This is a genomic window from Luteibacter aegosomaticola (genome assembly GCF_023078475.1).
In the GTDB taxonomy this organism is placed as follows: domain Bacteria; phylum Pseudomonadota; class Gammaproteobacteria; order Xanthomonadales; family Rhodanobacteraceae; genus Luteibacter; species Luteibacter aegosomaticola.
In genome coordinates this window covers 678,085-690,864 of sequence record NZ_CP095741.1, presented here as the reverse complement: position 1 = coordinate 690,864, position 12,780 = coordinate 678,085, and the positions used below count along the sequence as shown (strand labels likewise).

Here is a 12,780-nt window from a genome sequence, read left to right as displayed (position 1 = left end):
GAGCGATGGCTAAGGGATAGGGCCTATTGCACCGCCAGCGCGTTGATAAGGCAAATCGTTTTATCTTATCCAGTGATACGCTATACGCATGAATGTCTCGATGCGCCAGCTTCGCGCCTTCCTCGCCGTGGCGGGCCAGCGGCATTTCCGCCGTGCTGCCGATGCCCTGCACCTCACCCAGCCGGCCGTGAGCCGCCTGATCGCTGATCTGGAGGCCGAGCTCGACGTGCGCCTGTTCGACCGGACAACGCGGGAGGTGGTCCCCACCGAGGCCGGGCGCTACCTGGAACAGGCGCTGGGGCGCGTGCTGGACGAACTCGACAGCGTGCTGGGCCACGCCCGCGCCCAGGCCGACCCGCTGCGCGGCCGGGTGCGCATCGCTGCCGTGCCCACCCTTTCGGCGGGGCTGGTGCCCATGGCGATCGCCCGCTGCACGTCTGAGCACCCTTCGCTGGAGTTCATCCTGCGCGACCAGAACCAGGCCCAGGTGCTGGACGCCGTGCGTGGCGGCGAGGTGGATTTCGGCCTGACCGTGGAGCCCGCCACGCATGAAGAATTCGATGCGGAGACCATTCTGCGCGATCCGTTCCGGCTGGTGTGCCGGGCCGACCATCCTTTCGCCCAACGCAGCGCCGTGCCGTGGGCCGCTCTGTCAGGCGAGCCGCTGGTGCTGCTCGACCACGCCTCGGGCAGCCGCCGCCTGATCGACGCCCTGCTCGCCGCGCATGGCGTGGAGGCGCGGGTAGCGATCGAAGTGGGCCACCCGCACACGGCCTTCCGCATGATCGAGGCCGGGCTCGGTATCACCGTGACGCCCGCGCTCTCGCTCGACGCCCTCCGGCCAGGCCTCGTCGTGCTCGACCTCACACCCGTAGAACATCGCAACGTCACGCTGCTTCGCCGCCGCGCACGCTCCCTGTCGCCACCCGCGCAGACCGCGTGGGATACGTTCCGCGACGTGGCGCTCACGCTGGCTTGAACGCCGCTGGGCGATCCTCTCGCGTTCACCGCAGGAGATCGCGCATGACCTATCAGCTCTACTACTGGACGGGCATCCAGGGCCGCGGCGAGTTCGTCCGCGTGGCGCTGGAGGATGCCAAAGCGCCTTATGTCGATGTCGCCCGAGAAGAAGGCGACGGCGTCATGACCGCATGGCTCGATGGCGAGCATGAAGGCGCCCTACCCTACGCGCCGCCCTTCCTGAAAGCCGGCCGGCTTGTCATTGCCCAGGTCGCCAACATTCTGCATTACCTCGCGCCACGACATGGCCTGGTGCCTGAGGGCGAAGCCAAAAGCATCTACGCAAACCAGCTGCAACTTACGATCACCGACCTCGTGGCCGAGGCGCACGACGTGCACCACCCAGTGGGTGCAGGGCTCTATTACGAAGACCAGAAAGATGAAGCGAAGCGCCGGGCCGGGGAATTCCGCGAATCGCGCATCCCCAAGTTCCTGCAGTACTTCGAGAGCGTGCTGGAGCGCAACGGCGGCAAATACGCCGTGCGCGACTTCAGCTACGTCGACCTGTCACTGTTCCAGGTGATGTCGGGGCTCGAGTATGCGTTCCCGAACTGCATGTCGAAGCAAAAGCTGCCGTTGCTAAGGGATCTGGCGAAACGCGTGGCCGACCGTCCCAACCTCGCGGCCTACCTGGAAAGCGACCGGCGCATGCCCCACAGCGAAAACGGCATCTTCCGCCACTACCCCGAACTCGACGCCTGAATCAATCGGAGCCGGCGGGCTTCGGCGCGGCGCCCCACTCGTAAACCTTGTAGTACACCGGGCTCACGTTGCGGGTGCCCGAATCGCGGACCAGCTTGCCGTTTTCGTTCGCCATCACCGTGTACGGCACGCCGTTCTTCGGGGTGACGCGGATCATGGTCAGGCGGCCAGCCGTACGGTATTCCTCAACCGTATCGGTGCCTTCGGTGTGCACCGTCACCTGGGGGGCGGTGTTGCCGTTGGCATCCACCTGGCCATTGTCCTGCATGGCCGGCAGGTTGGCCGCCGAGACCTTGCTGCCCTGGGCATCGGAGGTCGCCGGGCTGGACTGGGTCGGCGGGGCCTGGTCGTAGGGCACCGGCTTCTCGATCGGCTTCTGGCCGGAGCGGTCCGGCTCGCCCGGCTTCACGCCCGGATCGTTCAGGCTGGGCGGCGGCAAGACCTTCAGGTTGGGCTCCTGGGCGGTCTGCGCCGCGGCCGGCAAGGCCAGGGCGAGTGCCAGCGCTGCGACAAGGGCGTGCATGCGGTTCATGGGGGTTCTCCGTACGGGGCTGGAAGCATAGCAAGGCGCAGGTCACACGCCACGTGAACAGGCGGTCCACGACGGCCCGTGAGAGAATCCACGGATGCCTACGCTTACGCTTATCGACGGGTCCTCGTACCTGTACCGCGCGTTCCACGCGCTGCCGCCCCTGACTAACGTGCACGGCGAACCGACCGGCGCGTTGTTCGGCATCGTCAACATGCTGCGCACCACCATGAAGGGCGGTTCCGACTACGTCGCCTTCGTGTGCGATGCCCCGGGCCGGACCTTCCGCGACGACCTGTACCCCGAGTACAAGGCCAACCGCCCGTCCATGCCTGACGACCTCCGCGCGCAGGTCGAGCCGATGATGAAGATCGTCGCCGCCCTGGGCTTCCCCATTCTTTGCGTACCTGGGGTGGAAGCCGACGACGTGATAGGCACCCTGGCCCGCCAGGCCAGCGCCGCCGGCATCCACACGGTGATCTCCACCGGTGACAAGGATTTCGCCCAGCTCGTCGGGCCGGACATCCTGCTGGTCAACACCATGACCAACACGACGATGGATACCGACGGCGTCATCGCCAAGTTCGGTGTGCGGCCCGAACAGATCGTCGACTACCTGACCCTCGTGGGCGACAGCATCGATAACGTGCCCGGCGTGGAGAAGTGCGGCCCGAAGACCGCCGCCAAATGGCTGGCCGAATACCCGGATCTCGACGCGCTCATCGCCCACGCCGACAAGATCGGCGGCAAGATCGGCGAGAACCTGCGCGCCGCCATCCCGCGCCTGCCGCTTTCGCGCGAGCTGGTCACGATCCGCGTGGACGTGCCGCTCGACCAGGCGCCGGCGGAACTCGCCATGCGTCCGCGCGATGTCGATGCGCTGCGCGAGCTGTTTGCCCGCTACGACTTCAAGGCGGCGCTGAAGGAGCTCGACAGCGGTGCCGAGACGTCCGCACCGTCTGATGCACCTGCCGCCGCGCCGGCACCGGCCGCACCGGTGGTCTCGCCCGACGTCTTCAGTGGCCCCGGCGAATACGAGCTCGTCCTCACCGAAGATCGCCTCGCAGCGTGGCTCGAGAAGCTCGAGACGGCACCGCTGATCGCCTTCGATACCGAGACCACCAGCATCGACGCGATGCTCGCCGATATCGTCGGCGTCTCGCTCTCGGTCGAGCAGGGCAAGGCCTGTTACATCCCGCTGGCGCACGATTACCCGGGTGCCCCGGCCCAGCTCAACCGCGAGCATGTGCTCGGCGCGCTCAAGCCCATCCTCGAAGATGCCACGCGCCCCAAGGTAGGTCAGCACGGCAAGTACGATATCAACGTGCTTTCCCACTACGGCATCGCGGTGAAAGGCCTCGCGCACGACACCATGCTCGAGTCGTACATCTTCAACGCCACCGCGACGCGCCACGACATGGATTCGCTCGCGCAGCGCTACCTCGGCTACACCACGGTGAAGTACGAGGAAATCTGCGGCAAGGGAGCGAAGCAGATCTCGTTCTCCCAGGTGGATATCGAAACCGCCGGCAAGTACGCCGCTGAAGATGCCGATATCACCCTGCGCCTGCACCACGCGCTGTGGCCGCGCCTCGAGGCCGAACCGTCGCTACGCTCGGTATATACCGATATCGAAATCCCGGTGGTTCCGGTGCTGGCTTCGATGGAACGCACGGGCGTGCTCATCGATGCGAACGAGCTGCGGCTGCAGAGCCAGGAGCTCGGCAAGCGCATGCTTGAGCTGCAACAGAAGGCTTACGCCGCCGCTGGTCACGAATTCAACATGGATTCGCCTAAGCAGCTGCAGGCTGTGCTTTTCGACGAGCTGGGTTTGCCAGCGAAAGTGAAAACCCCAACGGGCCAGCCGTCGACCAACGAAGAGGCGCTGGAAGCGCTGGCGGATTCGCATGAGCTGCCGCGGGTGATCCTGGATTACCGCGGCCTGGCGAAGCTGCGTTCCACGTATACCGACAAGCTCGCCGGTATCGTGAACCCGCGTACCGGTCGCGTGCATACCAGCTACCACCAGGGTGCCGTCGCCACCGGGCGCATCAGCTCATCCGATCCCAACCTGCAGAACATCCCGGTACGCACCGAGGAAGGCCGACGCATTCGCCAGGCCTTCGTGGCACCGCCGGGCTGGCGCATCCTCGCCGCTGACTATTCGCAGATCGAACTGCGGATCATGGCCCACCTGTCGGCTGATGAAGGCCTGGTACGTGCCTTCACCGAAGGCGGCGACGTGCATCGCGCGACCGCGGCCGAAGTGTTCGGCGTGACGCCCGAGGAAGTGACCGGCAACCAGCGCCGTGCGGCGAAGGCCATCAACTTCGGCCTGATGTACGGCATGAGTGCGTTCGGCCTCGCACGCCAGCTGGGCGTCGATCGCGGCGAAGCCTCCGACTACATGGCGCGCTACTTCTCGCGCTTTGCCGGCGTGCGCGCCTTCATGGACGCTACGCGTGAACAGGCCCATGAGCGCGGCTACGTCGAAACGCTGTTCGGCCGCCGCCTCTACCTCGATAACCTGAAGTCGCGGAACCAGGCGCTGCGTGCCGGTGCGGAACGCGCCGCCATCAACGCGCCTATGCAGGGCACGGCGGCCGACATCATCAAACGCGCGATGATCGCGGTCGCCGCGTGGATCGAGGGTCGGGACGATGTGCGACTGCTCATGCAGGTGCACGATGAACTGGTCCTCGAGGTTCGCGAGGACGCCGTGGATGCTGTGAAAGTTGCGGTTGAAACGAATATGAGCGGTGCAGCGACGCTTAGCGTTCCCTTAGAGGTCTCTGTCGGCGTCGGCGCGAACTGGGATGAAGCGCACTAAACGCCATTTAGACGTCTAAATCGTAAGATTTCCGTTTTGTCGTTCAGGTTGGGCCGCGTCAAGGCATTGATTTCCATGGCCATGAACGCGGCCTGACTTTTTTTCGAAATTCATTGCAACTTCTGCCCCGTCCGGACGTCTATATCTTCGGACGCACGCAACGGCGTCCCATCGGTGGGCCCCACCTCCCTGGGGCCACCTCCGTGGATAGTCAGTCTTCCCCTGGGCCGACTATCCCACCCCGCCCCGGCAGCTCCCCTGGCTGCCGGGGTTTTTTTATGCGTTGTCGTCAGGGGTCGAGGCGTACCCAGCGCTTGTCGACCTTCGCGCATACGTGATCGCCGCCACCGGGGCACTGGCTAAGCCTGCCCGCTGCTTGCGCCGCATTGATCTGCCGCACCCAGCGCGTCTCGCGCAGCGTGTGTTGCGCTTCCCAGATCGCGTAACCCGCCGTGCCGATCACGGCAAAGGAACCCAGCGTCGAGGCAATGAAGGCTTTCCACGCGAACGCCGTGTACCACCGGTCGCCTGCATCCATTCGCGATGCCAGCCGAGCCGCCGCTTGATCCATGCGCTTCTCAAATCGAACTATCGCTGCCGCGAGCTGCGCCGTCAGCAATCTCGTATCGTCGTCCATGCTACCCAGCGCTCCTTACATCGCCTTCGGCCCCGGCGGCGCTTGCGTACGCCATTGCGACAGCATCCATGGCCATCGTGGCCACCACGTTCACCTGCATTCCATTCTCCATCATCAAGCCCGGAAGCATGCCGGTGTTGGTCGCTGCTGTAAACATGTAAGTACTTGAGATACATGGACATTAATGGGCATGGCATGAGAAAAATGCTCGCCATGCGCCAACGCGACGCGTCACGCCTGCCCGTGGATGCCCCTGCTGCGCCCTGACTTGACACCGGTGTCAGTCCCGTTACACATTGATGTCGAAATCGGTGCGGGGGCACCGCTAACGCGGCTGGGGAAGTCGGGGATGCTCTTTCTTGCGGGCGATATCGGCGGCACGAACGGTCACGTCGCGCTTATGCGCGGCGCGGACGACGGCTCGGGTGAACTCGAGACGCTCGCCTATCGTGTATACGCCTGCGCCGCGTTCCCCTCGCTCGCCGATCTGCTCAAGACCTTCATCGCCGCCGAGGTGCACGTACCGGTTTCGCACGGTGCGCTGGCGTGCGCGGGCCAGGTGATGGGCGACGAGGTCGCGAACGACAACCTCCCCTGGCCTATCCACCTGGATGCATTGCGCGCGTCGCTGGGCTTTGCCGAGGTCGCGGCCCTCAATGATTTCGAAGCGCTGGCCTACGCCATCGAAGGGCCGCTCGCCGCCAGCGGACGTCACCTCTGTGGGCCAACTACGCGTGGGCAGGGACCCTCGCTCGTCGTCGGACCCGGCACCGGCCTGGGCGCCGCCATCTACGTGCCGAGCGCGGCAGGCGGCATCGTGCTGACCTCCGAAGCCGGCCAGATGGACTTCACGCCGCACTCGCTTCGCGACCGCGCGGTACTCGCGTGGCTGGCCCCGGAAGGCGGCTACGTCCCCGTCGAATACATCGTCTCGGGGCCCGGCCTGCTCACGGCCTACCAGGCGCTGTGCGCCATTGATGGTGAAGTGGCCACGCTCACGACGCCCAAGGAAGTCACGGCCGCGGCTGCCGGGCTCGGCGACGAGCACGCGGTGGAAGCCGTGGAGTTGTTCTGCGCCGCACTGGGAAGCTTCACCGGCAACCTCGCCATGACTTACATGCCCACGGGCGGTGTTTTCCTCGCAGGGGGTTTCCTGTCGTCCATTTTCGATCTGCTGAAAGGCAGCGCATTCGAAGAGCGCTTCCTGCACGGGCGTAGCGTGCGAGCCATGTTGGCGCAGGTGCCGGTGTGGGTCACCGAACACGGTTGTCATGGCGTACAGGGTGCCGCTCGCTGGTACATGTATCAGCGCGCCGCGAATGGCGCAGCCATGCCCGAGGGGGCCGCCGCATGAAGCAGGGTGCGCCGCTGAAGCATGCTCGTTGGCTGGCAAAGGCAGGATTAGCCGTTGCGGCTGGGGCGTTCGCCTTGGGCGCTTGCGCAGCGGAAGCCGCGAAGCCAGCGTGGTCCCTCCTGCCTGCGCCAGTGGTCGCGAAGCCTGCAAACACCGGCACGCTCGATATCGCCAGCGGTGCCACCATCGCGGTGCATGGCGGGGATTCGGCCGCCATGACGACCGTGGTCGACAACTTCGTGCAGCGCCTCGCCAGTGTGCGCGGCCTGGTGCTACGGAAAGCCGCGGACAACGAGACGTCGGCGGCCATCACCTTCGATATCCGTCCCGACGCGGCCATCACCGGCGACGAAGGCTACGCGATCACCATTGGCAAGACCGGCATCGTCGTGACGGCCCGCACCGCGCGTGGCGCGTTCTACGGCAGCGTGACAGCGTGGCAGCTCCTCACGCCGCCGGGCTGGACTCGCGGCGCCGTGGCGCACGTACCCTATGGCAACATCGAAGACCACCCGCGCTTCGCGTGGCGCGCGCTGTTGCTCGACTCGAGCCGGCACTACCAGAGCGCCGCCGAGATCAAGCAGCTAATCGACTGGATGTCCCTGGACAAGCTCAACGTCCTGGTCTGGCACATCACCGACGACCAGGGCTGGCGCCTGCCAGTACCGAAGTACCCCAACCTCACCATCACGGGCGCCTGCCGGGAAGCGGTCGGCAATGACGGCGAAGTAACGGGCGGCCACGATAAGCCTTACTGCAAGGCCTATACCGAAGCCGAAATCACCGACATCGTGCGCTATGCCGCCGAGCGCCAGGTCGACATCGTGCCGGAGATCGATCTCCCCGGGCACTCGCAGGCCACCATCGCTGCGTATCCGTGGCTGGGCGTCACCGGCAAGCGCCCGGCGGTGTGGACCGACTGGGGCGTGAGCCCGTGGTTACTGAATCCGAACGCAAAGACACTGCGCTTCGTCAACGATGTCATGGACGAGGTGATGCGCCTGTTCCCGTCGCGCTACGTCTCCTACGGCGGCGACGAGGCGGATAAGGAGCAGTGGAACGCGTCTCCCGCCGTCAACGCGCAGAGGAAGGCGCTGAAGCTGGCCAACATGGATCAGCAGCAAGGCTGGTTCATGCAGCAGGTGGCCGACTATCTGGTCGCCCATGGCCGCACGCCGGTGGGCTGGGATGACGAGATCGATGCTGGCGTCGCGCTGCCCCGTTCGCAGCTGGTGATGTCGTGGCATGGCGATCACGACGAGCGTATTGCGCTCGCCGCGTTGCGGCAGGGCCACGACGTGGTCATGACCCCACAGGAATACCTCTACTTCGATCATCGGCAATCCGGCCACCCGGATGAGTGGGCTGGCCCTCCGCCCGAAGTGACGCTACGCCAGGCCTATGACGCCCCCCTCGTACCCCCGGGTACCACTTCGGACGAAGCCAAACATATCGTCGGTGTGCAAGCCGGCCTCTGGGCCGAGCAGATGCTCACCTTCGCGCATACCCAGCACGCCACGTTCCCGCGCATTGCCGCGCTGGCTGAGCTCGGCTGGTCGACATCGGCAAGCCATGACTGGAACGCGTTCACGGCGCGCCTGCCGGCCCAGCTCGCACGGTATCGCGCGCTCGGTATCGTGACCGCCGATACCGCGTTTGCACCGGCCTTCGCCTTGTCACCGGTCGCAGGCGGCGCCTACCAGGTCACGATCACCAACCAGACGCAGGTGGGCGAGATCCACATCACCACCGATGGGACCGAACCCACCGCCCATTCGCCGACGTACACCCAGCCGCTCACGCTCCCTGCTGCCACGACGCTGCGTGCCGCCACCTTCGCCACCGACGGCAGCGTGCTCGCTGCCGCCCGTGCGACCACGGTGGACGATGCCACTTTCATGAGCCGCGACAGCGCCACCCTGCAGACCTGCTCGGGTGAACCGCCCTCACGCTTGCAAGGTGCCCGCCCCGCTAACGGCGATAGCCCGGTCTACGCGGTAGAGATCGGCAACGCCTGCTGGAAGTGGCCCGATGCCGCGCTACAAGGCGCGACGCATGTCAGCGTCACCGCAGAGCGGCTGGCATGGCGTTACGGCGACGAACGGCGCGGCGCCATCGTACGCAAAGGCCATAGCGCGGGCGATGCGCTCGAAATTCATACGAACGGCTGCGAGGGACCGCTGATCGCGGCGCTGCCGTTCGCCAACGCTAAGGCAACGCATGGGCAAGTGACCCTGGACGGCGCGCTGTCCGCGCCGCTACCGGCTAATGCCCAGGCGTTGTGCGTGTTTGCGACGGGCGATCCACGCAAGGGGCAGTGGGCGCTGGGACGGCTTTCGTTTTCTAAGTAAGGCGGTGCGCAGGGGCGCACCGTAGTTCGGGGAAAAAACTGCATTTGCACCACAACGGCAAGCGCCACCGGGCGCGGCCGGGTATGACGCGTTCCCGCAAAACGAGGTTCCGCAGTTTCGACAGGCACCAGTCACGAGGTCACGGCCCATGTCCAAAGCACTTCGCAAGCATCCCTTGTCGTTCGCCATCACGGTGACCCTGCTCGCCGTCGCCTCGGCGCCGGCGGCCGCATCCACCTTCTTCGACGTGCAGCAGGACGGGCAACCGACGTCGCAGACGACGACGCAAACCTCGCCACCGCCAGCAGCGACGAAGAAGACGACGGCCCAGGATACCCAGGGCGATAGCGCCCAGAATGCCGTGGATCTCTCGGGTGTCACCGTCACCGGCGTGCGCGCTTCACAGATGAAGGCCATCGACGTCAAACGCGATGCCGACAAGATCCAGGACAGCATCACCGCCGAGAACATCGGCGCCCTGCCCGACACCACCATTACCGACTCGCTCCAGCGCATCACCGGCGTGCAGATCAATCGCGATGCGGGCGTGGGCACCTCGGTGGACGTGCGCGGCTTGCCGCAGGTCGGCACGATGCTGAATGGTGAAGTGTTCATCACCGCCGATCAGATCGATTCCCAGCAGCCGGACTTCAGCATGCTGCCTTCGACGCTGTTCCACGGCGCCGACGTCGTCAAATCAGCCACTGCCGATGAGACCGACGCGGGCATCAGCGGCGCGATCGACCTTCACACCTACCGTCCCTGGGACCTGCCGTCCGGCTTCACGTACAGCTACTCGGCTAACGGCGAGCGCGGTTCGACCACCAAGCACACGGGCCCCGAGGCCAATGGCCTGTTCTCCTATAACGACAACGGCCGCTGGGGTTTCCTGATCTCCGGCGACTACTCCGATACCCGGCGCATGAACTCCACCGAGGGCCTCGACCAGTACGGCGTGGTGCTCAACGGCGAAAACGCCGCGAGTGCCGGTGGCTATAACGGCTTCCTCACCCCGTGGAATGGCGCGCCCATCCCTTCGCAGATCGTCCAGAACGCGGATGGCAGCGTCGACGTGAACGGTGATGGCAAGTCCAACGGCGTGTTCATGGGCAGCCAGAACTTCGGCATCAACCAGATCATCACCGAGCGCAAGCGCAAGTCGGGCAATGCATCGTTCCAGTTCGACATCGGCAACGGCTTCAGCCTGACCACCGACTACTTCTACTCGCAGCAGCACGAGTTCGACCGGAACGTCGGCGTGCAGTTCAACTCGACCAACTGGCAGGGCGCGACATACGTGCCACTGCAATCGCAGGATACGGGCAAGCCGGCGCTGGGTTCGTACGGCACGCCTGAACCGGGCTGGGAAGGCTCGAACATCTACACCACGCAGGTGTACCAGAAGTGGCCGGGGGATGTGGAATCGTATTCGCAGATGATCCGCAAGTTCTCCCAGGCGAAGAACCTGAACATGCAGCTCGACTACGACGACGGCGGGCCGTTCACGGCAACCCTGCGCGGTATCCACGACACCGCCTCGCAGTCCCTGCAGGAAACCGACGTCAATATCTCCGACTCCGACGGCGCCCTGTGGCCTAACGTCCTGGCCGACGGCGTATCGGATGATGCGGTACCGCCCGGTACGATGGTCTATCCCGCCGAGCTGGGCGGCAATCGAGTATTCAACCCCACGGGCATACCGCAGAACACGATACCCATCACCGCGGACTTCCGCGGCCGGTACCTGAAGATCGGCACGCCCGCCGAACTGGCAGCGGCGTTCGCGGATCCCAACGCCTGGACGTTCAAGACGCTGGAATCTTCGGGTAACTACGACCGCAAGGTGGCCCTCAACGCCCTGCGCTTCGATGGCAAGTTCGAATTCAACGATGGGTTCAAGCTCAAGTTCGGTGTGCGCAACAGCATCCGTACGGCGGACAACAAGGGCTATACGTTCGAGACGCCGGTGTATGCCGGCATGGGCGCCAGCGATCCGGGCGGCTGCCTCGTGCGCTACGTGGGCGCCGACGTCGTACTGAACAGCGGGACGTGTACGGCCGGTAATGACCAGGGCTACTTCCGCGCGGGCCCGTTGTCAGCCATCTCGATGCCCAAGACAGCGGCGCCACTGGCGGACAATTTCAAGCAGTACAACAACCTCCTCGGCTCCGGCATCAACTTCTGGGCCATCGATCCCAACGCCATGAAGGACCCGGAGGCCTACTGGAAGTCCCTCTACCCCGATACGGTCAGCGTGGGTGAGCCCGGCACCACCTGGGGTGTGCGGCTCAAGGAGCTCTCCGGCTACCTGCAGGGCGACTTCAACGGCACCATCGGCGACATGCCCTATAGCGGGAATATCGGCGTTCGCCTGATCCGCAGCAAGCTCGATGTCACCCAGCACCTCAGCGGCGACCCCGGCGCTTACGGCGATGAGCCGGCAGACGTCGGTGTCGACATCACCAAGCGCTCGTACCAGGACATCCTGCCCTCGGCGAACTTCGCGCTGGACGTGACCGATAGCGTGAAGGTGCGCCTCGCCTATTCGAAGAACATGATGCCGCTGGACCTGAGCACCTGGGCGGGCGGCTTGCAGCTGAACTACTCGCTGTCCGAGACACCGGACGGCCCGGTGTTCCGCGTCGCCAACGGTACCTCCTCCGGCAACCCGAACCTGGATCCGTGGCGGTCGACCAACTTTGGCGCGTCGGCGGAGTGGTATATCAACCCGTCGAGCATGGTCAGCCTCGCGCTGTTCCGCATCAACGTGGATAGCTTCATCAAGAACGGCAGCGTCACGAACTGTACGCTGCCCGATGAAGACGGCGTCGTGCGCGACCATTGCATCGTGATCACGCAGCCTGTCCAGGGCACGGGCAACAGCATCAAGGGCGCGGAATTCGATTACCGCCAGGGCTTCACCTTCCTCCCGGGCATCCTGTCGAAGACGGGTATGGAGGTGAACGCGACGTACGCCCCCAGCAATTCCGGTGAAAAGGACCTGGCGGGCAAGAAGATCCCCTTCCAGGACAACTCGACCAAATCGGGCAACTTCATCCTCTGGTACCAGGATGACCGCTTCCAGGCGCGCGTGGCCTATAACTACCGTTCGCGCCGCGCCGTGATGGATAGCGTAGGCGGCATCACCGGCCTGGAGATGTACGAGGCGCCGCAGAAGTACATCGATGCGTCCATCTCGTACAAGTTCGCCAAGCAGCTGGAAGTGTTCCTCAACGGCACCAACCTCACGAACGAGTACCAGAAGTACTATCTGGTCTTTCCGAACCAGCCGGGGCACTCGACGTTCTCCGAGCGCATGTTCATGTTCGGCATCCGTGGCCAGTGGTAGGGGACCCC

The 12,780-nt window shown here is 64.9% G+C and carries 8 protein-coding genes; 6 read left to right on the top strand and 2 right to left on the bottom strand.

The genetic code is table 11. The features are described from left to right. Positions 1–100 precede the first annotated feature (100 nt). Positions 101–979, top strand: a complete 879-nt coding sequence (locus L2Y96_RS03055) for a LysR family transcriptional regulator (protein WP_247331960.1) — start codon at positions 101–103, stop codon at positions 977–979. 44 nt (positions 980–1,023) lie between these two features. Further along, a complete protein-coding gene (locus tag L2Y96_RS03050) occupies positions 1,024–1,722 on the top strand; it encodes a glutathione S-transferase (RefSeq protein ID WP_247331958.1) in 699 nt (232 codons plus the stop codon). Position 1,723: 1 nt separating this feature from the next. On the opposite strand, the gene L2Y96_RS03045 is transcribed toward L2Y96_RS03050, so the two are convergent. Next, entirely contained in the window at positions 1,724–2,254 is a 531-nt protein-coding gene (locus tag L2Y96_RS03045; protein ID WP_247331956.1) for a DUF2782 domain-containing protein, read from the bottom strand. Between the two features lie 94 nt (positions 2,255–2,348). Here L2Y96_RS03045 and polA point away from each other — a divergent pair, with 94 nt between their 5' ends. Next, a complete protein-coding gene (gene polA / locus L2Y96_RS03040; protein WP_247331955.1) occupies positions 2,349–5,081 on the top strand; it encodes a DNA polymerase I in 2,733 nt (910 codons plus the stop codon). Positions 5,082–5,370: 289 nt separating this feature from the next. On the opposite strand, the gene L2Y96_RS03035 is transcribed toward polA, so the two are convergent. Beyond that, positions 5,371–5,718 (bottom strand): hypothetical protein, encoded by a 348-nt coding sequence (locus L2Y96_RS03035; protein WP_247331953.1) that lies wholly within the window; start codon positions 5,716–5,718, stop codon positions 5,371–5,373. 349 nt (positions 5,719–6,067) lie between these two features. Between L2Y96_RS03035 and L2Y96_RS03030 the strand changes: the two genes are divergently transcribed. The 3 genes from L2Y96_RS03030 (at position 6,068) to L2Y96_RS03020 (ending at position 12,772) form a co-directional block, all read left to right on the top strand. Then, positions 6,068–7,072, top strand: coding sequence for a glucokinase (locus L2Y96_RS03030; RefSeq protein ID WP_247331951.1), 1,005 nt, complete (start codon positions 6,068–6,070; stop codon positions 7,070–7,072). Continuing rightward, positions 7,069–9,423 (top strand): beta-N-acetylhexosaminidase, encoded by a 2,355-nt coding sequence (locus L2Y96_RS03025; protein WP_247331949.1) that lies wholly within the window; start codon positions 7,069–7,071, stop codon positions 9,421–9,423. Before L2Y96_RS03030 ends, L2Y96_RS03025 begins: the two co-directional genes overlap by 4 nt. Before the next feature lie 148 nt (positions 9,424–9,571). Continuing rightward, complete coding sequence (locus L2Y96_RS03020) at positions 9,572–12,772, top strand: TonB-dependent receptor (RefSeq protein ID WP_247331948.1); 3,201 nt, start codon at positions 9,572–9,574, stop codon at positions 12,770–12,772. Positions 12,773–12,780 lie beyond the last annotated feature (8 nt).